The 20,204-nt window shown below is 64.8% G+C and carries 18 protein-coding genes; 7 read left to right on the top strand and 11 right to left on the bottom strand.

Annotation, left to right across the window (positions count from 1 at the left end; translation table 11 throughout):
- The first annotated feature begins 25 nt into the window (after nucleotides 1-25).
- Complete coding sequence (locus tag JGU72_RS11885; RefSeq protein ID WP_199684109.1) at nucleotides 26-340, top strand: hypothetical protein; 315 nt, start codon at nucleotides 26-28, stop codon at nucleotides 338-340.
- On the opposite strand, the gene tkt (JGU72_RS11880) is transcribed toward JGU72_RS11885, so the two are convergent.
- Together tkt (JGU72_RS11880) and JGU72_RS11875 are read right to left on the bottom strand one after the other, a co-directional pair.
- Nucleotides 337-2,397 (bottom strand): transketolase, encoded by a 2,061-nt coding sequence (tkt, locus tag JGU72_RS11880; RefSeq protein ID WP_199684108.1) that lies wholly within the window; start codon nucleotides 2,395-2,397, stop codon nucleotides 337-339. The two genes, JGU72_RS11885 and tkt (JGU72_RS11880), sit on opposite strands and share 4 nt — an antisense overlap.
- 59 nt (nucleotides 2,398-2,456) lie before the next feature.
- The gene (locus JGU72_RS11875) at nucleotides 2,457-3,506 is read right to left on the bottom strand and encodes a heme o synthase (RefSeq protein WP_199684107.1); all 1,050 of its coding nucleotides are present in this window, start codon (nucleotides 3,504-3,506) and stop codon (nucleotides 2,457-2,459) included.
- A 243-nt stretch (nucleotides 3,507-3,749) separates the two neighbouring features.
- Here JGU72_RS11875 and tkt (JGU72_RS11870) point away from each other — a divergent pair, with 243 nt between their 5' ends.
- The 5 genes from tkt (JGU72_RS11870) to pgl are packed head-to-tail and all read left to right on the top strand — an operon-like array spanning nucleotide 3,750 to nucleotide 10,151.
- Nucleotides 3,750-5,858 carry a transketolase gene (gene tkt / locus JGU72_RS11870; protein WP_199684106.1) on the top strand — a complete coding sequence of 703 codons (2,109 nt, stop codon included), beginning with the start codon at nucleotides 3,750-3,752 and terminating at the stop codon, nucleotides 5,856-5,858.
- A 3-nt stretch (nucleotides 5,859-5,861) separates the two neighbouring features.
- Nucleotides 5,862-6,986, top strand: coding sequence for a transaldolase (gene tal, locus JGU72_RS11865; protein WP_199684105.1), 1,125 nt, complete (start codon nucleotides 5,862-5,864; stop codon nucleotides 6,984-6,986).
- A 3-nt stretch (nucleotides 6,987-6,989) separates the two neighbouring features.
- Nucleotides 6,990-8,531: a glucose-6-phosphate dehydrogenase gene (zwf, locus tag JGU72_RS11860; RefSeq protein WP_199684104.1), complete on the top strand. Its 1,542-nt coding sequence runs from the start codon at nucleotides 6,990-6,992 to the stop codon at nucleotides 8,529-8,531.
- Complete coding sequence (gene opcA / locus JGU72_RS11855; protein WP_199684103.1) at nucleotides 8,528-9,436, top strand: glucose-6-phosphate dehydrogenase assembly protein OpcA; 909 nt, start codon at nucleotides 8,528-8,530, stop codon at nucleotides 9,434-9,436. Before zwf ends, opcA begins: the two co-directional genes overlap by 4 nt.
- Complete coding sequence (gene pgl, locus JGU72_RS11850) at nucleotides 9,429-10,151, top strand: 6-phosphogluconolactonase (protein WP_199684102.1); 723 nt, start codon at nucleotides 9,429-9,431, stop codon at nucleotides 10,149-10,151. Before opcA ends, pgl begins: the two co-directional genes overlap by 8 nt.
- On the opposite strand, the gene JGU72_RS11845 is transcribed toward pgl, so the two are convergent.
- Nucleotides 10,142-10,321 (bottom strand): hypothetical protein, encoded by a 180-nt coding sequence (locus JGU72_RS11845; protein WP_199684101.1) that lies wholly within the window; start codon nucleotides 10,319-10,321, stop codon nucleotides 10,142-10,144. The genes pgl and JGU72_RS11845 overlap by 10 nt on opposite strands.
- 81 nt (nucleotides 10,322-10,402) lie before the next feature.
- Here JGU72_RS11845 and JGU72_RS11840 point away from each other — a divergent pair, with 81 nt between their 5' ends.
- Nucleotides 10,403-10,861 carry an SRPBCC family protein gene (locus tag JGU72_RS11840; protein ID WP_199684100.1) on the top strand — a complete coding sequence of 153 codons (459 nt, stop codon included), beginning with the start codon at nucleotides 10,403-10,405 and terminating at the stop codon, nucleotides 10,859-10,861.
- On the opposite strand, the gene ppc is transcribed toward JGU72_RS11840, so the two are convergent.
- The 8 genes from ppc to rapZ form a co-directional block, all read right to left on the bottom strand.
- Nucleotides 10,858-13,638, bottom strand: coding sequence for a phosphoenolpyruvate carboxylase (ppc, locus tag JGU72_RS11835; protein ID WP_199684099.1), 2,781 nt, complete (start codon nucleotides 13,636-13,638; stop codon nucleotides 10,858-10,860). The genes JGU72_RS11840 and ppc overlap by 4 nt on opposite strands.
- A gap of 37 nt (nucleotides 13,639-13,675) precedes the next feature.
- Nucleotides 13,676-13,909, bottom strand: coding sequence for a preprotein translocase subunit SecG (gene secG, locus JGU72_RS11830; RefSeq protein ID WP_199684098.1), 234 nt, complete (start codon nucleotides 13,907-13,909; stop codon nucleotides 13,676-13,678).
- Nucleotides 13,910-13,981: 72 nt separating this feature from the next.
- Nucleotides 13,982-14,767 carry a triose-phosphate isomerase gene (tpiA, locus tag JGU72_RS11825; protein WP_199684097.1) on the bottom strand — a complete coding sequence of 262 codons (786 nt, stop codon included), beginning with the start codon at nucleotides 14,765-14,767 and terminating at the stop codon, nucleotides 13,982-13,984.
- Nucleotides 14,768-15,982, bottom strand: a complete 1,215-nt coding sequence (locus JGU72_RS11820) for a phosphoglycerate kinase (RefSeq protein WP_199684096.1) — start codon at nucleotides 15,980-15,982, stop codon at nucleotides 14,768-14,770. It abuts the gene before it with no gap.
- A gap of 16 nt (nucleotides 15,983-15,998) precedes the next feature.
- Nucleotides 15,999-17,018 (bottom strand): type I glyceraldehyde-3-phosphate dehydrogenase, encoded by a 1,020-nt coding sequence (gene gap / locus JGU72_RS11815; RefSeq protein WP_199684095.1) that lies wholly within the window; start codon nucleotides 17,016-17,018, stop codon nucleotides 15,999-16,001.
- A gap of 86 nt (nucleotides 17,019-17,104) precedes the next feature.
- Nucleotides 17,105-18,082 (bottom strand): DNA-binding protein WhiA, encoded by a 978-nt coding sequence (gene whiA, locus JGU72_RS11810; RefSeq protein WP_199684582.1) that lies wholly within the window; start codon nucleotides 18,080-18,082, stop codon nucleotides 17,105-17,107.
- Nucleotides 18,079-19,107 (bottom strand): gluconeogenesis factor YvcK family protein, encoded by a 1,029-nt coding sequence (locus JGU72_RS11805; protein ID WP_199684094.1) that lies wholly within the window; start codon nucleotides 19,105-19,107, stop codon nucleotides 18,079-18,081. The genes whiA and JGU72_RS11805 overlap by 4 nt, the downstream gene beginning before the upstream one ends.
- Nucleotides 19,104-20,081 carry an RNase adapter RapZ gene (gene rapZ / locus JGU72_RS11800; RefSeq protein WP_199684093.1) on the bottom strand — a complete coding sequence of 326 codons (978 nt, stop codon included), beginning with the start codon at nucleotides 20,079-20,081 and terminating at the stop codon, nucleotides 19,104-19,106. Before rapZ ends, JGU72_RS11805 begins: the two co-directional genes overlap by 4 nt.
- Nucleotides 20,082-20,204 lie beyond the last annotated feature (123 nt).

The following is a 20,204-nucleotide window of genomic DNA, read 5'->3' as shown; positions in this document are numbered from 1 at the left end:
TCGCACGCCAGTCGGGAGCTGCGCAATGCATGTCATCACCAGGTCGGCGGCGGTCGGAGTCGTCATCGCGGCGTTTCTCCTCGCCGGCTGTTCCGATATCGAGAAAGCGCTCAACGAAGGCGGGGACACACCCTGCAAGGAGTTCGTGAAGCAGGACCAGAACAAGCAGCGCCAGACGATCACCAAGGCCATCAAAGAGCAGTCGGGCAACGACAACGAACCCATGGGAGTGGTCGTGGACGCCGGCATCGTCTCGGTCAACCTGCTGTGCCAGGTGCAGACCAACCAGGACGTACCGATCAAGCAGGCCAACCTCGTCGGGGCACTCGTACCGCGCTAGCGGCTCATCACCTGCTTCGCGGTCTCGATCACGCGGTCGGGCGTGAAGCCGAACTTTGTCAGCAACTCCTTGAGCGGCGCCGATGCGCCAAAGGTCTCCATACCGATGACGGCGCCGTCGAGACCGACGTAGCGGTGCCACCCGAGAGTCGATGCCTGCTCGACGGCCACTCTCGCACGCACGGACGGCGGCAGCACGCTGTCGCGGTACTCCTGTGACTGCTGCTCGAACAGTTCCAGACACGGCATGCTGACCACCCGCGCCGCAATGCCTTCCGCGGTGAGCTGCTCGTACGCGCCGACGACCAGCCCGACCTCGCTGCCCGTGGCCATGAGAATCACCTCGGGGTTGTCGGCTGACGCGAGGACGTACGCGCCCTTTGCGAGGTTTGCCGCCGACGCGTACACGGTCCGGTCCAGCGTGGGCAGATCTTGCCGCGACAGAATCAAGGCCGCAGGCTCATGTTTCAAGGCGGCGATGAGCCGCCACGCCTCGACGACCTCGTTCGCGTCCGCCGGCCTGATGACGAGAAGACCGGGAATCGCGCGCAACGAAAGCAATTGCTCGACCGGCTGATGTGTCGGGCCGTCCTCGCCGACACCGATCGAGTCGTGCGTGAAGATGTGAATCGTCGGAATCTCCATGATCGCGGAGAGCCGTATCGCCCCGCGCGCGAAGTCGGAGAAGATCATAAAGCCCGACCAGTACGGCCGAATCTTGCTGACTGCCAAGCCATTCGCGATCGTGGCGGCAGCGAACTCGCGCACGCCGAAGTGCATGTTCCGGCCGCCGGGTGTCTCCGCCTGCAGCGCGCCGGCACCGTCGAAGGTGAGGAGAGTCTTGGTCGACGGTGCGAGGTCCGCTGCTCCCCCGATCAGCCAGGGATAGTGCTGCGCAAGCGCGTTGAGGACCTTGCCCGACGATGCGCGCGACGCGAGACCCTTCGGATCTGCCGGAAAATCGGTCAAGCCTGCGTCCCAATCATCCGGAAGTTCGCGGCGTTGCATTCGCTCGAGTTGGTCGGCGAGGTCCGGGAATTCTGCGCGGTACTTCTGGAACTTTGTTTCCCACTCTTCGCGCAGTTGGCGCCCGCGCGTCCCGATGCCGTTCGCGAAGTTGTCGTACACGCCGTCGGGCACGTAGAACTGCTCGTCGGGCGGGAATCCGTAGAACGCCTTCGTGGCGGCGACTTCGTCGACACCGAGCGGCTCGCCGTGCGCCGACGCGGTCCCCTGTTTGGTGGGCGCGCCGTAGGCGATATGGCTGTCGACGATGATCAGAGTCGGACGATCGGTCGACTTTGCGAACGTCTCGAATGCCCTGCCGAGCATCCGCAGGTCGTTCGCGTCACCGACCCGTGTGACGTTCCAGCCGTAGCCGATGAAACGCGTCGCGACGTCTTCGGTGAACGCGATGTCGGTCGAACCTTCGATCGTGATCTTGTTGTTGTCGTAGATCCAGCAGAGGTTCGACAGCTTCAAATGCGCCGCGAGCGACGCGGCCTCGGACGCGACGCCCTCCATCATGCAGCCGTCACCGCCGAGGGCGTAGACGTTGAATCCGAACAGGTCGTGACCAGGCCTGTTGTAGTTCGCAGCGAGCCAATTGCTGGCGATCGCAATACCGACGCTCGTGGCGAAGCCGGTGCCGAGCGGGCCTGTGGTGCACTCGATTCCCGAGGTCCAACGGTATTCGGGGTGACCGGGACACTTCGAGTCGAGCTGGCGGAACTTCTTCAGATCGGCGAGCTCCACCGACGGTTTGCCGACCGTCTCGTAGGCAGAATCGACGGCCTGCACGCCTGTCAGGTGGAGGATCGAATACAGCAGGGTCGACGCATGGCCGGCGGAGAGTACGAACCGGTCGCGGTTCGGCCACACCGGGTCGGCAGGATCGAACCTGAGCACGTTCTGCCAGAGCTGGTACACAACCGGAGCCATGGCCATGGGCGTGCCGGGGTGACCTGAGTTCGCGGCCTGAACGGCGTCGATGCAGAGCGTGCGAATCGTGTTGACGCTGATTGCGTCGATGTCTGGTCCTGCGACTGCTGCCGTCATCGTGCCAATCCTGGCAGCACTGATCGATCAGGAAAGCGAAATCGAGAACAACCGAAAAGTCAGCTGAGAATATCGCCGAAAGTTCGCCAGCCGAGCAGCGAGTCGACGGCCAGACCGAAGAAAACCACCGCAAGGTAGTTGTTGGACTGCAAGAAAAGCTTCAGTGGCTTGACCGATTCGCCACGCCGTACGCCGGCGTACAACTGATGCGCCATGAGCAGGAACCAGGCTCCCGCGACGAGCGCGATTGCGGCGTAGACGGCGCCTGTTGCCGGAACGAGCGCCATCGTCGCCGCGACGGTCAGCCAGGTGTAAACGACGATCTGCTTCGTGACCTTCTCCTCCGTCGCCACGACGGGAAGCATGGGCACACCGGCCGCTCGATAGTCTTCCTTGTAGCGCATGGCGAGTGCCCAGGTGTGCGGCGGCGTCCAGAAGAAAATAACCGCGAACAGCACGAATGCCGGCCAGCCGACGGTCCCCGTGACTGCGGCCCAGCCGACGAGGACGGGCATACAGCCGGCCGCGCCACCCCAGACGACGTTCTGCGAGGTCCGGCGCTTGAGGCCGAGCGTATAGACGAAAACGTAGAACAGGATCGTGCCGACGACCAGCAACCCGCTGAGCAGGTTGGCCTGCCACCACAGCCAGGCGAAGGACGCGAGACCGAGAACGACGCCGAAGACGAAGGCATGCGACGTCGGAACGGCTTCCCGCGCCAGTGGCCGACGCGCGGTCCGCTTCATCTTCTTGTCGATATCGGCATCGGCGACACAGTTGAGCGTGTTCGCGCTGGCCGCACCGAGCCAGCCGCCGAACAGCGTTGCGACGATGAGCACGATGTCGACGCGACCACGATCGGCCAGCAACATTGTCGGAATCGTCGCGACGAGCAGCAGCTCGATGACGCGGGGCTTGGTCAGCGCCAGGTACATCAGCGGCCGCGCGAGAATGCGCTGGTACAGCGGCGGAATCACCGGCTGGACCGCGACTGCGGACGAGTCCGGTTCGGACGGTGAGACGCCGAGGCCATGGCCACCGCGCTGTTGCCCTATCCGCACTCTCACTCCTTGCACCGCGCGTTCGCGCCTCTTCGACACCGCTCGCATGCGCGACCGACCCGGCCCATTTCGAAGTAGCGCACAGGGTCTTGATCCCGCCGCTACTACGCACGATGGTAGACGCCCGACCTGACGCGACATCGCCGAACCCCCGGTTCTGGGGCGCGGCGGTTACAAAAGTGGGACGCTCGGCGAATTCTCGCAACTCCGATGCCACGATGGGCGGACGGCGGGCGCACACGACTACTAGTGTTGAGCAGTACCTGCAATCTGATGAGGAGACCTCTGCTCGTGTCGATATCGGACGACATCCGCGCCCTAACCCAGCCGAACCACCCGTCGAACTGGACCGCTCTGGACACAAGGGCCGTCGACACCGTGCGCGTGCTCGCAGCAGACGCCGTGCAGAAGGTCGGAAACGGCCACCCCGGCACCGCAATGAGCCTGGCGCCGTTGGCCTACACGCTCTTCCAGCGGACGATGCGCCATGACCCCACCGATCCCGATTGGCCAGGACGCGACCGCTTCGTGCTGTCGTGCGGTCACTCGAGTCTCACGCTCTACATCCAGCTCTACCTCGCGGGCTTCGGCCTCGAGCTCGCCGACCTCGAGGCGCTGCGCACCTGGGGTTCACTCACTCCGGGCCACCCTGAGCACGGCCACACCAAGGGCGTGGAGATCACGACCGGCCCGCTCGGCCAGGGTCTTGCGTCCGCGGTCGGCATGGCCATGGCCGCACGCCGCGAGCGCGGGCTGTTCGATCCGGACGCCGCGCCCGGCGAGAGCCCGTTCGATCATCACATCTACGTCATCGCCTCCGACGGCGACATCGAAGAGGGTGTGACGTCCGAGGCCTCCTCCCTTGCCGGTGTGCAGCAGCTTGGCAACCTCGTCGTGATCTACGACGACAACAAGATTTCGATCGAAGACGACACGGCGATCGCACTGTCCGAGGACACCGCCGCCCGGTACGAGGCCTACGGCTGGCACGTTCAGGTCGTCAACGGCGGCGAGGATGTTGTCGCGATCGAGGAAGCGCTGGCGGCTGCGAAGGCCGAGACGAGCCGGCCGTCGTTCATCCTGCTCCGCACGATCATCGGCTACCCGGCGCCGAACAAGATGAACACGGGCGCCGCGCACGGTGCCGCGCTCGGCAAGGACGAGGTTGCGGCAGTCAAGTCCGCGCTCGGTTTCGATCCCGAGAAGTCGTTCGAGGTCACCGACGAGGTCATCGCGCACACGCGGGAGGCTGCCGATCGCGGCGCTGCCGCGCACAAGGAATGGCAAACCGCCTTCGACGCCTGGGCCGAGCGGTCACCCGAAGCCAAGGCGCTCTTCGATCGTCTGCACGGCCGGCAATTGCCCGACGGCTGGTACGACGGGCTGCCGTCGTGGGATGTCGATCCGAAGGGTGTCGCCACCCGCAAGGCTTCGGCAGCTGTGCTGGATGCGCTGGGACCGGTCCTGCCGGAACTCTGGGGCGGGTCCGCGGACCTCGCCGAGAGCAACAACACGACGATCAAGGGCTCGCTGTCCTTCGGCCCCGAGTCGATCACCACGGGGGCCTGGAAAGCCCACCCGTACGGCCGCACGCTGCATTTCGGCGTCCGTGAGCACGCAATGGGCTCGATCCTCAACGGCATTGCGCTGCACGGTCCGACCCGTCCGTACGGCGGTACGTTCCTGATCTTCAGCGACTACATGCGGCCTGCCGTCCGGCTCGCCGCACTGATGAAGCTGCCGACGATCTATGTCTGGACCCACGACTCGATCGGGCTCGGCGAGGACGGACCGACCCACCAGCCGATCGAAACCCTGGCCGCCCTGCGTGCGATTCCCGGCCTCGACGTCGTCCGCCCGGGCGACGCCAACGAGACCGCGCACGCCTGGCGCGCCGTGATCGACCAGGGCCGGGACGTCGGAAATCATCGCCCGGCCGGCCTGGCGCTGACCCGCCAGAACCTGCCGGTGCTGGAAGGCACCAGCTACGAGGGTGTCTCCAAAGGCGGGTACATCCTGGCCGAGGCCTCGGGCGGTACCCCGGAGGCAATCATCATCGCAACCGGCTCGGAGCTGCAGTTGGCCGTCTCGGCGCGCGCAAGCCTCGAGGCTGACGGCGTCCCGACACGGGTCGTCTCGATGCCCTGTGTCGAGTGGTTCGACGCCCAGGACAAGAGCTACCGCGACGAGGTTCTGCCGCCGTCGGTGAAGGCTCGTGTGGCCGTCGAAGCCGGTATCGCCATGCCGTGGTACCGATTCGTCGGCGACGCCGGCGAGATCATCTCGATCGAGCACTTCGGCGCCTCCGCCGATTTCGAAACACTGTTCCGCGAGTTCGGCATCACGTCCGAAGCGGTCACCGCGGCTGCGAAGCGTGCACTCACCACAGCGAAGGGATAGACGATGACCCAGAACCCCAACCTCGCCGAGCTATCGAGCGTCGGCGTATCCGTGTGGCTCGACGATCTGTCGCGCGAGCGCATTCAGAGCGGCAATCTGACCGAGCTGATCGAGACGCGCAGCGTTGTCGGCGTCACGACCAACCCGACGATCTTCCAGGGTGCGCTCAGCAACGGCGACTCCTACGACGGCGAAGTGCAGGAACTCGCCTCGCGCGGTGCGTCTGTCGAAGAGTTGATCCGCACGATCACCACGGACGACGTGCGCTCGGCGTGTGATGTTTTCGCGCCGATCTACGAGGCAACCAACGGCCGCGACGGTCGTGTGTCGATCGAGGTCGATCCGTTCCTGGCCTTCGACACCGACAAGACGGTGGCGCAGGCCATCGAGCTGTGGAAGATCGTCGACCGGCCGAACGTGCTGATCAAGATCCCGGCAACCCTCCCGGGTCTGCCTGCGATCACGCAGGCGATCGGTGAAGGCATCAGTGTCAACGTCACCTTGATCTTCTCGGTGGAGCGGCACCGCGCGGTCATGGAGGCCTATCTCGAAGGTCTGAAGATCGCGAAGGAAGCCGGCCGCGACCTCAGCAAGATCCACTCGGTCGCATCGTTCTTCGTCTCGCGTGTCGACTCCGAGATCGACAAGCGACTCGAAGCAATCGGCACCGACGAGGCGCTCGGATTGCGCGGCAAGGCCGGCATTGCGAACGCGGTTCTCGCATATGCCGCCTACCAGGAGAACTTCGAGCCCGGCACGGCATTTGCGGACCTCGAAGCTGCAGGTGCGAACCGCCAGCGTCCGCTGTGGGCATCGACCGGTGTGAAGAACCCCGAGTACTCCGACGTCATGTACGTCACCGAACTCGCGGCGCCGAACACCGTCAACACGATGCCCGAGAAGACCCTGCAGGCTGTCGCCGACCACGGCGAGATCCACGGTGACGCCGTCACAGGACAGTCAGGTGCTGCACAGCAGATCTTCGATCAGGTCAGCGGCGCGGGTGTCGACCTGAACGACGTGTTCGGCGTGCTCGAGTCGGAGGGCGTCGACAAGTTCATGAAGTCCTGGCAGGAGCTGCTGGACGCGACTGCGGAGACTATGAAGGCCGCCGCGGACGCGAACTGAGACGTGGCAGCCGAGTCCGTCGCGCAGTGGGTCAACCCACTGCGCGACGAGCAGGACAAACGAGTTCCCCATATTGCCGGTCCTTGCAGCTTGGTGATCTTCGGTGTCACCGGCGATCTCGCCCGCAAGAAGCTGATGCCGGCCGTGTACGACCTGGCCAGCCGAGGTCTGTTACCGCCAGGCTTCGCGCTGGTCGGTTTCGCCCGGCGTGACTGGGCGCACGAAGACTTCGCGGAGATTGTCAAGGAAGCGGTAAAAGAGCACTCGCGCACCAAGTTTCGTGACGAGGTGTGGGAGCGGATCGCGGAAGGCACGCGTTTTGTCAAGGGGACTTTCGACGATGCCGAGGCCTTCACACGGCTCGCGCAGACTCTGAAGGACCTTGACGAAGAACGTGGCACAGGAGGTAACCACGCCTTCTACCTGTCGATCCCGCCAGGCGCGTTTCCCGTTGTGCTCGAGCAGCTTTCCAAGTCCGGTCTCGCCGATCCCGAACCGGACGAATGGCGCCGCGTCGTCATCGAGAAGCCGTTCGGTCATGATCTCGCGAGCGCCAAGGAGCTGAATGCCTTGGTGAACAAGGTCTTTCCCGAGCACACGGTGTTCCGGATCGATCACTACCTCGGCAAGGAAACCGTACAGAACATCTTGGCGCTGCGCTTTGCCAACCAGCTCTTCGATCCCATCTGGAACGCGCACTACGTGGACCATGTCCAGATCACCATGGCCGAGGACATCGGACTTGGCGGGCGCGCAGGCTATTACGACGGAATCGGCGCCGCACGTGATGTCATCCAGAACCATCTCCTCCAACTGCTCGCGTTCACCGCGATGGAAGAGCCGATCAACTTCGAACCTTCCGAACTGCAGGCCGAGAAGATCAAGGTTTTGTCCTCGACGCGGCTGATCGAACCGCTGGACGATACGACTGCGCGCGGCCAATACGGACCTGGCTGGCAGGGCAGCGTGCCTGTTGTCGGTCTGCTGGAAGAAGAAGGGTTCGCGAAGGACTCGAAAACTGAGACCTACGCCGCCATCACACTCGAGGTCGACACGCGACGCTGGGCGGGCGTCCCGTTCTACCTGCGGACCGGTAAACGACTCGGGCGCAGGGTCACCGAGATCGCCGTCGTCTTCAAGCGCGCGCCGCACCTGCCGTTCGAGAAGACGATGACCGAAGAACTCGGCCAGAACGCGATCGTCATCCGCGTCCAGCCGGACGAGGGCGTCACCATGCGATTCGGTTCCAAGGTTCCCGGTTCGAGCATGGAGGTCCGCGACGTCAACATGGACTTCAGCTACGGCCAAGCCTTCACCGAGTCCTCGCCCGAGGCATACGAACGTTTGATCCTGGACGTGCTCCTGGGTGTGCCGTCGCTGTTCCCGGTCAATGCGGAGGTCGAATTGTCCTGGCGCATATTGGATCCGGCGCTCGACCACTGGGCGGAGCACGGAAAGCCGGAAGAGTACGAGTCAGGTACCTGGGGTCCAGCGTCCGCTGATCGCATGCTCGAACGAACCGGGCGCGAATGGAGACGACCGTGATTGTCGAGGTACCGGATGCCACGACGTCCGCGATCAACAAGAAGATCGTCGAACTCCGCGAGATGCACGGGATCGTCACCAGCGGACGGGTGCTGACCCTCGTCGTCTGTGTTCTCGACGACAACGACGCCGAGGAAGCGATCGAAGCCGCCAACGAGGCGAGTAAAGAGCACCCCTGTCGCGTGATCGTGCTTGCTCGTGGCGACCGGGAGGCCGAGAACCGACTCGACGCACAGATTCGGCTCGGTGGCGAGTCGGGTGCCTCGGAGGTCATCGTCCTGCGCCTGCAGGGCGAACTATCCGAGCACGAGAGCAGTGTGGTCACTCCGTTCCTGCTGCCCGACACGCCTGTCGTCGCCTGGTGGCCACGCGGCGCACCCGCAGCGCCGTCGCAGGATCCGGTCGGCAAGTTGGCAATACGGCGTATCACCGACGCAACCAACGAGCCGGACCCGCTGGCTGCGATACGGGCTCGGCGCGAAACCTATGCCGCGGGCGACACCGATCTGGCTTGGAGCCGGATCACGTACTGGCGTGCGCTCTTGACCGCAGCGTTGGACGAGCCACCTTTCGAGCCAGTCGAGTCCGTGACCATCTCGGGGTTGGCGGAAGAACCCGCGCTGGACGTCCTGGCCGGTTGGCTCGCCATCCGGCTCGACTGCCCGGTGACCAGGCTCGAAGGCCTGCTGAGCGTCGAGCTGCACCGTAGGACGTCGTCGATCACGATCAGCCGGCCGCAGACAGGGCGAACCGCCACCATCATCCGGACCGGACAGCCCGACAAGCGCCTTGCCCTGGCGCGCAGGAAAACTCAAGACTGTCTCGCTGAAGATCTGCGGCGATTCGACGCCGACGAGATCTACGAATCAGCGCTGCGCGGTCTGGAAAGGGTCACGTATGAGTGAAGTGATCGTCGAGCGGTATGCCGATACCGATGCGCTCGTCGACGCCGCCGCACGTCGCTTCGTAGCCGCCGTGGTCTCGGCGCAACGCGAGCGCGGCAGCGCGTCCGTCGTGCTGACCGGCGGCGGCACGGGAATCGGTCTGCTCAAAGCCGTCCGCAAGGATCCGGGCGACATCGACTGGTCCGCGATCGACATCTACTGGGGTGACGATCGCTTCGTCCCGTACGAGGACTCCGAACGAAACGAACTGCAGGCGCGTGACGCGCTCCTCGACCACGTCCCGGTCGACGAGTCGCGTGTCTTCCCGATGGCGCCGTCGGATGGTGCGTTCGACGACAACCCTGCTGTGGCTGCCGCTGCCTACGCGCAGCTCGTGCCCGACGAGTTCGATATTCACCTGCTCGGCATGGGCGGCGAAGGTCACGTGAACTCGCTGTTTCCGCACACCGACGCAGTTCGGGAGACGTCCGCAACGGTTGTCGCCGTGACGGATTCGCCGAAGCCGCCGCCGGTTCGGGTCACGCTGACCCTGCCTGCCGTCCAGCGTGCCAAAGAGGTCTGGCTCGTCGTGTCCGGTGCGAACAAAGCCGAGGCCGTGGCCGCGGCCATCGGCGGCGCGTCCTCGGACGACATTCCGTCAGCAGGTGCTCGTGGCAAGAACGCAACGGTGTGGCTCCTCGACGAAGCGGCCGCAAGCGAGCTCCCTCAGGCATAGTCGTCGGTCTCGGGCGGCACGATTCGCGGCGTATTGCGCTGCCGCTCGGCACCGTCGATTGCGTTGCAGCGCAGCCGGATCACGGGCCTACTGCGCGATTGCTCGCTTGTCGCCCGTCGCCACGCTGCGTGGCGCTCGCCGCATCGACCCATCGCTCCCCCTAGTCCCACGCTGTTCTTGTCGCTTGAAATCTAGGACGCGCAGTCGCCGAGTTCGGTTCCACTGCGCCGAGAAGTTGTCACAATGAAGGCATGACGCTGGGCGAAGTTCGACCCGAACACGATCGGCAAGCCGGTAGCGACCTCGTACTCATCCACTACGTGCGTGGGTTTGCAGTGCCTGTGCTCGACGTGTGGGAGTTCATGACCGAGGCGGCGAAGCTGCCGTCCTGGTTCGGCTCGATCATCGGTGACCCGGAGAGCGGGCGAGTCACCATCACCACCCTTGACGAGTCGCTCGATGTACAGATCGACAGATGCACTGCGCCGCACCGACTCGCCGTCACGATCGACGGTGGCGTCGTCGAGGTTGCGCTCGACCAGATCGGTGTCGTCACGTCACTGGAACTCGTCCGCAGACACCTGCACCCCGACCAAGCGGCAACCGTCGGACCGCGGTGGCAGTACTACCTCGATTGCCTCGAGGCAGCGGTGGCGGGGCAGCCTCTGCCGGTGTGGTCCGGGTACGCGGATCTGGCGACGGAGTACTAGCCGCTGTTGCGAAGTGCAGTGGCCAGACCGTTCATCGTCAGCAGGATTCCGCGCTTGACCAGCTCTCGATCGTCGCCGGCACGGAACTGCTTGAGCAGCTCGACCTGGAGATGGTTGAGCGGCTCCAGGTAGGGAAATCTGTTGAATATCGAGTACGCAAGCGACGGATTATCGGCGAACAGGTCTTTCGAACCGGTGATCTTCCGGTACAGATCGAGAGTCAGCTCGTGTTCGGCGCTGATCATGCCGAAGACCTTCGCGCGCAGTTCGGCGTCAGGAACGAGCTCCGCGTACCGCGCGGCCAGTCCCATGTCGGATTTCGCCATGACCATCGCCATGTTCGACAGCACGGTTCGGAAGAAGGGCCACTTTTCGTACAGGTCGGTCAGTTGCGCGAGCTTGCCGGAATCGCCGTCGATCCATTCTTCGAATGCCGTTCCGACGCCGTACCAGCCGGGGAGCATCACACGTGACTGGCTCCACGACATCACCCATGGGATCGCCCGCAGGTCATAGACCGAGTTCGTCGGCTTGCGCGATGCCGGACGACTGCCGATGTTGAGTTCACCGATTTCGGCAACCGGGGTCGACATGCGGAAGTAGTCGACGAATCCCGGCGTCTCGTGCACGAGTGCGCCGTAGGCCTGGCGCGCGCGGGCTGCGAGGTCGTCCAGAATCGCATACGCGGGCTCCGCGTCCTCGCCCAGACCTTCGACATCCAGCAGCGTGGATTCCAGAGTCGCGGCGAGCAACGACTCCAAGTTTCGGCGGGCGAGCCGCGGCTCCGCGAACTTCGCCGCGATCACCTCGCCCTGCTCGGTGATCCGCAAGGATCCAGTGACCGCACCCGCGGGCTGCGCGAGAATCGCATCGTAACTCGGGCCACCGCCGCGACCGACCGTACCGCCGCGACCGTGGAACAGCCGCAACCGGATGCCTGTCTTTCGTGCCGCCTCGACGAGGTCGAGTTCGGCGCGGTAGAGCGCCCAATTGGCGGCGAGGTAGCCGCCGTCCTTGTTCGAGTCGGAGTACCCGAGCATGACCTCTTGGTTGTCGCCACGGTTGCGAACCAGCGCCCGGTAGACGGGCACATCCAGGGTGGCCTGCAACGTGGCAGCGCCTTGCTGCAGATCCTCGATGGTCTCGAAGAGCGGAACGACGCCGATCGGCGAGGTCGGGCCGTCCGGCGAACCGGGATCCAGGATGCCCGCCTCTTTCAACAGCAAGGCTGCTTCGAGCATGTCGCTGACCGAGGTACACATGCTGATGATGTAGTTCGGCACGGCACCCGGGCCGAGGTTGCGGACCGCCCGACCAGCCGCCCGGGTGATCGCCAGTTCCTTCGTCGTCAGCTCGCTGAATTCCGCGTCCGGACTGGTCAACGGCCTGCGGGCACCGAGTTCGCGCGCGAGGATCTCGACGCGGGTGTCCTCGTCCAGGGAGGCGTAGTCATCGTGCACGCCGGCCCATGCCAGCAACTCGGCCACGACCTCCTCGTGTACCTCCGAGTTCTGCCGCAGATCGAGGCCGGACAGGTGGAACCCGAAGGTCTCGATCGAATTGCGCAGGTCGGCGAGGCGATCGTCTGCCAATATCGCGTCGCCGTGTCCGCGCAACGACGCGTCGATCGCGTCGAGGTCGTCGAGTGCGTCGCGCGGCGATTCGTAGGGTTCGAGACTCGACGCCAATGCGCTCGTGGGGAGGACGTCCAGAATTCGCTCCGCCGTGGCCGACAACCTCCCACGGACACTGCGCAAGGCCTGCCGATACGGCTCGTCGTCGCGGTTGGAGCCGCTGTCTCCCGAGGCCTCGGCCAGCTCCTGGACCCGGTAGGTCACCGTCACCAGCCGCGCCGACATCGACAGTTCCTGTTCCAGCGTCGACAACGCGGACAGATAGCTCTCGAAGGCGACGAACGCGGCTCGGTCGGTTGCGCGATGGACGACGTCGGCGTCGACGAACGGATTGCCGTCCCGATCGCCACCGATCCAGGACCCCGGGCGCAGCATCGGCGCGCTGAGGAGATCCGCCTTCGGCCAGCGCTGCCGCAGCTCGGTCCGCAATTCGGCGTTGATGCGCGGTATGACTTCGAGCAGGGACATGTGGTAGTACCGCAGGCCGACCTCGATCTCGTCCTGAATTCGCAGCCGCGACAACCGAATCAGCGCGGTTTGCCACAGTGTGATGATCTGGCGCCGCAACTGGCGTTCGACCTGTGCGGCTTCGCGGTCGTCGAGTTCGGTCCGTTCGCGGAACCGCATCAGATCGGTGATGCGGGTCTGCACTTCGAACACCGTGCGGCGCCGCGTCTCCGTGGGGTGCGCGGTAATGACCGGTGCGACAAGAGCATCGGTGAGTAAGTTCGCGACCGTCTCCGAATCTAGCTCGGCCGCATCGAGTTTCGCGTAGGTGGCGGCCAGCGTACTGTCCTGCGGCGGCTCCCCTGCCCGAATGTGGATGGCGCGACGACGGTCGCGGTGAATATCTTCGGCGAGATTTGCCAGCAACGAAAAGTGGCTGAAGGCACGAATAACCGGGATCGCTTTGGCGATCGGGATGCCGTCGAAGAGTTGTGCCAGTTCAGCTCGGTCGATCTCGGAGCGACGCACGCGGAACGACTCGACGCGCGCTTTCTCGACCAGATCGAATATCTCCTCGCCGTCCTGCTCGCGAACGATCTGACCGAGAATCCCACCGAGAAGCCGGATGTCTTCACGCAGCGGCTCGGTGGCCGCTCGCTCCGAATCTGTCACGACGCCAGCTGAATCGGATGTCATAGCTCCAGTATCGGGCCTGTGCCCGTACCGCGCGCGCTCAGCTGTACTTGATCTCCAGGCCGATGCCGAGGATGGCGATGAGCCAGATGATGCCGGTGAAGATGGTCAGGCGGTCGAGGTTCTTCTCGACGACCGTGGACCCGGACAGGCTCGACTGCACGCCACCACCGAAAAGGCTCGACAGACCTCCGCCCTTGGCCCGGTGCAACAGCACCAGAACCATCAGCAGGAGGCTGGTGGTGACGAGCAAGATATCCAGAAACAGGTCCACGGTGTCGAAATTCCTTCGTCTTCGCTCGTCCTAGTCAGTGTCGAGGCGTTCGCTCAAACACAATACAGGCGATTACGGGAGGGGTCCGCCCGCGGCGATTGCTGCGAGGGTCGCGAACTCGTCGCCCTTGAGCGACGCGCCGCCGACGAGTGCGCCGTCGATGTCGGTCTGCGAGGTCAGCTCGCCGACGTTCTTCGCATTGACGGAACCGCCGTAGAGAACACGAACCTGTGCCGCGACCTCGGGAGTAGCGATGTTCGCGAGCTCGGCGCGGATAGCCCCGCACACTTCCTGCGCGTCCTGCGGAGTCGCCACCTTGCCGGTCCCGATTGCCCAGACCGGCTCGTAGGCGATGACGACCTTCGCCACCTCGTCGGCGGTGAGTCCCGCCAGCGAACCCCGCAGGCTGTCCACGTTGTACTGCACATGTGTACCGGCCTCGCGAATGTCGATACTTTCACCGATGCACACGATGGGCGTGAGGTTGTGCCGTAGTGCCGCCTTGGCCTTGGCGAGAACGACCTCGTCGGTCTCACCGTGCATGGAGCGGCGCTCCGAGTGCCCTACCGTCACGAACGTGCAGCCGAGCTTCGCGAGCATCGTGCCGCTGATCTCGCCGGTGTAGGCACCGACGTCGTGGCGCGAAATGTCCTGTGCACCGAAGGTGAGCAGGAGGTTGTCACCCTCGACCAAGGTCTGGACACTGCGGATATCCGTGAACGGCGGCAGGACGGTGACGTCGACCTTCGCGAAGTACTTCTCGGGCAACGAGAACGCGATCTTCTGCACCAGCGAGATGGCCTCGAGGTGATTGAGGTTCATCTTCCAGTTGCCCGCGATGAGCGGAGTTCGTGACACTTATGCCTCTTCCAGTGCCGATATACCGGGGAGCTCTTTGCCCTCCAGGTACTCGAGCGACGCGCCGCCGCCCGTGGAGATGTGTGAGAAGCCGTCGTCGGGCAGCCCGAGCGTGCGCACCGCTGCCGCGGAGTCGCCGCCGCCGACCACCGTGAACGCACCTTTGCGAGTGGCGGCCACGATCGACTCGGCCACGCCCTTCGTGCCCGCGGCGAAGTTCTCGAACTCGAACACACCCATCGGACCGTTCCAGAACACCGTCTTGGCGGCACCGAGCACAGCAGCAAATCGCTTCGTCGAATCCGGGCCGATGTCGAGGCCCATCCAGCCGTCGGGGATCTCGCGAACCGGAACCGTCTTGAATTCGGCGCCCGCAGCGAAGCTGTCCGCGACGACCACGTCGCGCGGTAGGTGGATCACGTCGGCGAACCGGTCGAGCAGATCCTTGCAGGTGTCGATCATCTCGGTCTGGCACAGCGAGCTGCCGACCGAGTAGCCTTGCGCGGCAAAGAATGTGAAGCACATTCCGCCGCCGATGACCAGCGTGTCGACCTTCGGTGCAAGTGCCTCGATGACCGCCAGCTTGTCCGAAACCTTCGACCCACCGAGCACGACGGCGTACGGTTCCGCCGGGTCGGTCGTCAGCTTCGCCAGTACCTCGACTTCCGCTGCGACCAAGTTGCCGGCGTAGGACGGCAGCAGCTTGGCAACGTCGTATACCGAGGCCTGCTTGCGGTGTACCACGCCGAATCCGTCGGAGACGAACGCGGCGCCGGGATCGAGCAGGTCCACGAGTGCCTGCGCGAGCTTGCCGCGCTCGGCATCGTCCTTGCTGGTTTCGCGGGGGTCGAACCGGATGTTCTCGAGGAGCAGCACGTCACCGTCGGTCAGCCCCTCGGCGCGCGCGAGCGCATCCTGGCCGACCACATCGCCGGCGAGTTGCACGTTGCGGCCGAGCAGCTCACCGAGCTTCGCGGCCACGGGTGCGAGCGAGAGTGCCGGGTTCGGTTCACCCTTGGGGCGGCCGAGGTGGGCGGTCACGATGACCTTCGCACCGGCGTCGACCAGCGCTTTCAATGTCGGTACGGATGCTGCGATGCGCCCGGGATCGGTGATGACACCGTTTTCCAACGGCACGTTGAGGTCGGAGCGAACCAGCACTCCGCGCCCCTCGACACCGTCCGCAAGCAGATCAGCCAGGGTTTTGACAGCCACAGTCAGGAAGCCCTTCTCAGAGCGACTTGGCGACGAGGCCGATGAGGTCGACGAGGCGGTTGCTGTAGCCCCACTCGTTGTCGTACCACGAGACGACCTTCGCCTGATCGTCGATGACCTTCGTCAGACCTGCATCGAAGATCGACGAGTGCGGGTCGGTGACGATGTCGGACGACACGATGGGCGCTTCGGTGTACTTCAGGATGCCCTTGAGCGTGCCCTCGGCGGCGGCCTTCATCGCGGCGTTGATCTCCGCGATGGACGCGGCGGTCTTCAGGTTGACGGTGAGGTCGGTGCACGAACCCGTCGGGATCGGTACACGCAGGGCGTACCCGTCGAGCTTGCCGAGCAACTGCGGGAGCACCAGGCCGATGGCCTTGGCCGCACCCGTTCCGGTCGGGACGACGTTGAGTGCGGCGGCGCGCGCACGACGCAGGTCGCTGTGCGGGCCGTCCTGGAGGTTCTGGTCCTGGGTGTAGGCGTGGACCGTGGTCATGAGGCCCTTGACGATGCCGAACTCGTCGTCGAGGACCTTCGCGATCGGTCCGAGACAGTTCGTGGTGCAGGAGGCGTTCGAAATGATGTTCTGGCTGCCGTCGTACTTGTCGTCGTTGACGCCCATCACGATGGTGATGTCTTCGCCCTTGGCGGGAGCCGAGATGATGACCTTCTTCGCACCGGCATCCAAGTGGCCCTTGGCCTTTGCTGCGTCGGTGAAGATGCCGGTCGACTCAACGACGATGTCGACACCCAAATCGCCCCACGGCAGCTCGGCGAGCGGACCCTTGTGCTCGAGCGCGGTGATGCGCTGATCGCCGACGACGATGGTGTCGTCACCGTCGAGGCTCACATCGTGCGGCAGCCGGCCGAGGATCGAGTCGTACTTCAGCAGGTGTGCCAGAGAAGCATTGTCGGTGAGGTCGTTGACTGCAACGATCTCGATATCAGTGCTGCCGAGCGCGCGTTGCGCATCGACTGCCCTGAAGAAGTTCCGCCCGATGCGGCCGAAGCCGTTCACGCCAACCCGAACCGTCACAGTCCGCTCCTTTAGTCATCTTTTGGATTTCGCTACTACCCTAATGCGCGGCGTGTCCGCGCGTGGCGGGCCCCACATCGCGACCCTTACGCCTCGTCGAGCAGTTCCGCGGTGACCGCCGATTCCGTGTCAGGAATACCGATCTCTTTCGCGCGGCGGTCCGCCATCGACAGTAGTCGCCTGATCCGGCCGGCGACGGCGTCTTTGGTCATCGGCGGATCGGCCAGTTGCCCGAGTTCTTCCAAGGACGCCTGCCGATGTGCGACACGCAGTGTCCCCGCAGCGGCGAGGTGATCCGGGACGTCGTCGCCGAGGATCTGCAACGCGCGTTCGACGCGCGCCGCTGCCGCAACCGCCGCTCTAGCAGAACGACGCAGGTTCGCATCGTCGAAGTTCGCAAGCCGGTTGGCGGTCGCCCGGACCTCGCGCCGCATCCGGCGCTCTTCCCAGGTCAGCCGGGTGTCCTGCGCACCCATCCTGGTCAGGAGTGCGCCGATTGCCTCGCCGTCGCGCACGACCACACGGTCGGTACCGCGAACCTCCCGTGCCTTCGCGACGACACCGAGCCGCCGCGCCGCACCCACCAGCGCCAGCGCCGCTTCGGGTCCGGGACAGCTCACTTCGAGTGCCGACGAGCGGCCGGGCTCGGTCAACGAGCCATGTGCGAGGAAGGCGCCACGCCAAGCGGCTTCCGCGTCACCGACGCTGCCTCCGACAACCTGCGCAGGCAACCCGCGGACCGGTCGGCCACGGACATCCAGCAACCCGGTTTGGCGAGCAAGGGACTCGCCCTCCTTGGCGACGCGGACCACGTAGCGCGAGCTCTTCCGAAGACCGCCGGCGCTGATCACATGCACGTCGGAGCCGTAACCGTAGAGCTCGAAGATTTCCCGGCGCAGCCTGCGCGCAATCGAGCCCAGATCGACCTCGGCCTCGACGACGACCCGCCCTCCGACGATGTGCAAACCTCCGGCAAACCGCAGCAGCGCCGAAAGCTCGGCCCGCCGGGCACTCTGCTGGCTGACGACGAGCCTGCTCAACTCGTCCTTGACCTCCGCCGTCATCGCCACGACGCGGTCTCCTTTCCGCCGAGTCCAACACTTGCGGCCACGTCGCTGCTCCCCCGTTGTCGTGCGGCCAGCTGTTCCAGCACGGCCGCGAGCTTTCCCGGATGATGCTTGTGCGTTCCCGGTTCTGCGACATCCGCAAACCGGACGAGCGCGCCGAGCTTGCGTGCCGCGCGTCGCAGGTGCGTACGTTCTCGTCCTTCGGGAACCGCCCCCGAATCGACGACCACGTGGTCGACCTTCAATCCTGGTGCGTGCTGCGACAATACGTGCAAGTGGCGCTCGGCGGAGAATCCCGCGGTTTCCCCCGGTTGCGCGGCGAGGTTGAGCACCAGAATCTTCGGTGCAGTCGTCGCGATCAGCGCTTCTTTCAGCTCTGGTACGAGGACGTGGGGGATCACGCTGGAGAACCAGGACCCCGGTCCGAGCACGATGATGTCGGCTCGGTCGATCGCATCGAGGGCCTGCGGACAGGCCGGCGGATCCGAAGGGATCAGCCGCACCCGGCGAACCTGCCCCGGCGTAGTCGCGACCGCGACCTGACCGCGGATCGACCGGTTCACGCGCGGGTCGGCCTCCAGGCCCGCGACGTCCGCCTCGATAGTCAGCGCGATCTGCGCCATCGGCAGAACACGCCCTTTGATCCGCAAGATCTTCGCGAGTTCGTCGAGCGCCGCGACCGGATCGCCGAGCACCTCCGTCAAACCGGCAATTATGAGGTTGCCGACCGAATGTCCCGCAAGAGCGCCGGTTCCCCGGAACCGGTGTTGCACGGTTCGCGTCCAGACGGTTGCCTGCTCGTCCTCGCCCGCTAGCGCTGCGAGCGCCATCCGGAGGTCACCCGGCGGGATCACGCCGAGTTCGGAACGCAGCCTGCCCGACGAACCGCCGTCGTCGGCAACCGTCACGATCGCCGTCACCGAGCCGCTGAATCGGCGTACAGCGTTGAGGGTCGCGAAAAGTCCGTGTCCCCCGCCGAGCGCGACGACCGCGAGCTCGTCACGCGCTTGCGCACCACTCATTCGCGCCCCAGATCGCGGTGCACGATGCGCACGTTGTGCGAGCCGTCGTCGATCGATTCGGCCAGTGCTTCGGTTATCGCGACGCTGCGGTGTTTGCCGCCGGTGCAGCCCACCGCAATCGTCATGTAGCGCTTGCCTTCCTGCCGGTAACCGACAGCCGTCAACTCGACCAGGCGCCGCGCGGTCTGCAGATAGTCGGCAGCACCTTGGCGCGACAACACGTAATCCCGCACTGCCGCCTCCTGTCCAGTCTGTTCCCTGAGCTCCGGAATCCAATGTGGATTGGGGAGAAAACGCAAATCCAACACCATGTCGGCGTCGATCGGCACCCCGTACTTGAATCCGAACGACTGGACCGTAATTTGGAGCGTCGTGGAACTGTCTCCGCCGTAATATTCTTCGATCCTGCGGTGCAATTGGTGGACGCTCAACTCGGTTGTGTCGATCACAACGTCAGCGAACGTCTTCACCTTCGACAGCCGACGGCGCTCGAGCGCGATGCCTTCGGAGAGGGTGCCGTCGCTCGTCTCGATCTGCAGGGGATGCCGCCTACGCGCGTATCCGAATCTGCGGACGAGCACATCGTCGGACGCTTCGAGGAACAACACCCGGATATGGACCGACCGTGATTCGAGCTTCTTCACTACCTGACTGAGATCGGCGGTGAAGAACCTACTGCGGACGTCCATCACCAGCGCGAGCCGCTGAATCGGTGGATCGACCTCGAGGCCCAGGTCGATCATCTGCGAAATCAGTTCTGGCGGAAGGTTGTCGGCGACGTACCAGCCCAGGTCCTCGAGCACCTTTGCGGCCGTGCCGCGCCCGGCGCCGGACAGACCCGTGACGACCACGACGTCGACGCCGGGGTTCGTTGCAGCCGCATCGTCCACAACTTCTTCGCTCACCGGGCCGCCCTGTTCGTCTCGATGCCTGCCATTCCGACATTGGTCACTTCGAGGCAACCAGATTGCCATCATTCCTTACAGAGACAGCCGCGTCGACCGACTGTGTCTCGCCTGCTGGGATCAACCAGATTTCGCGAACGGCTCGAAAGTGGCGGGACGCCGGCGAGCGCGGCGAGAGGCAGGACGCTGCGA

This window comes from Antrihabitans auranticaus (genome assembly GCF_016481275.1).
Taxonomy (GTDB): domain Bacteria; phylum Actinomycetota; class Actinomycetes; order Mycobacteriales; family Mycobacteriaceae; genus Antrihabitans.
Note: the sequence above shows the minus strand (reverse complement) of the source record. Positions and strands in the feature narration are given on the sequence as shown.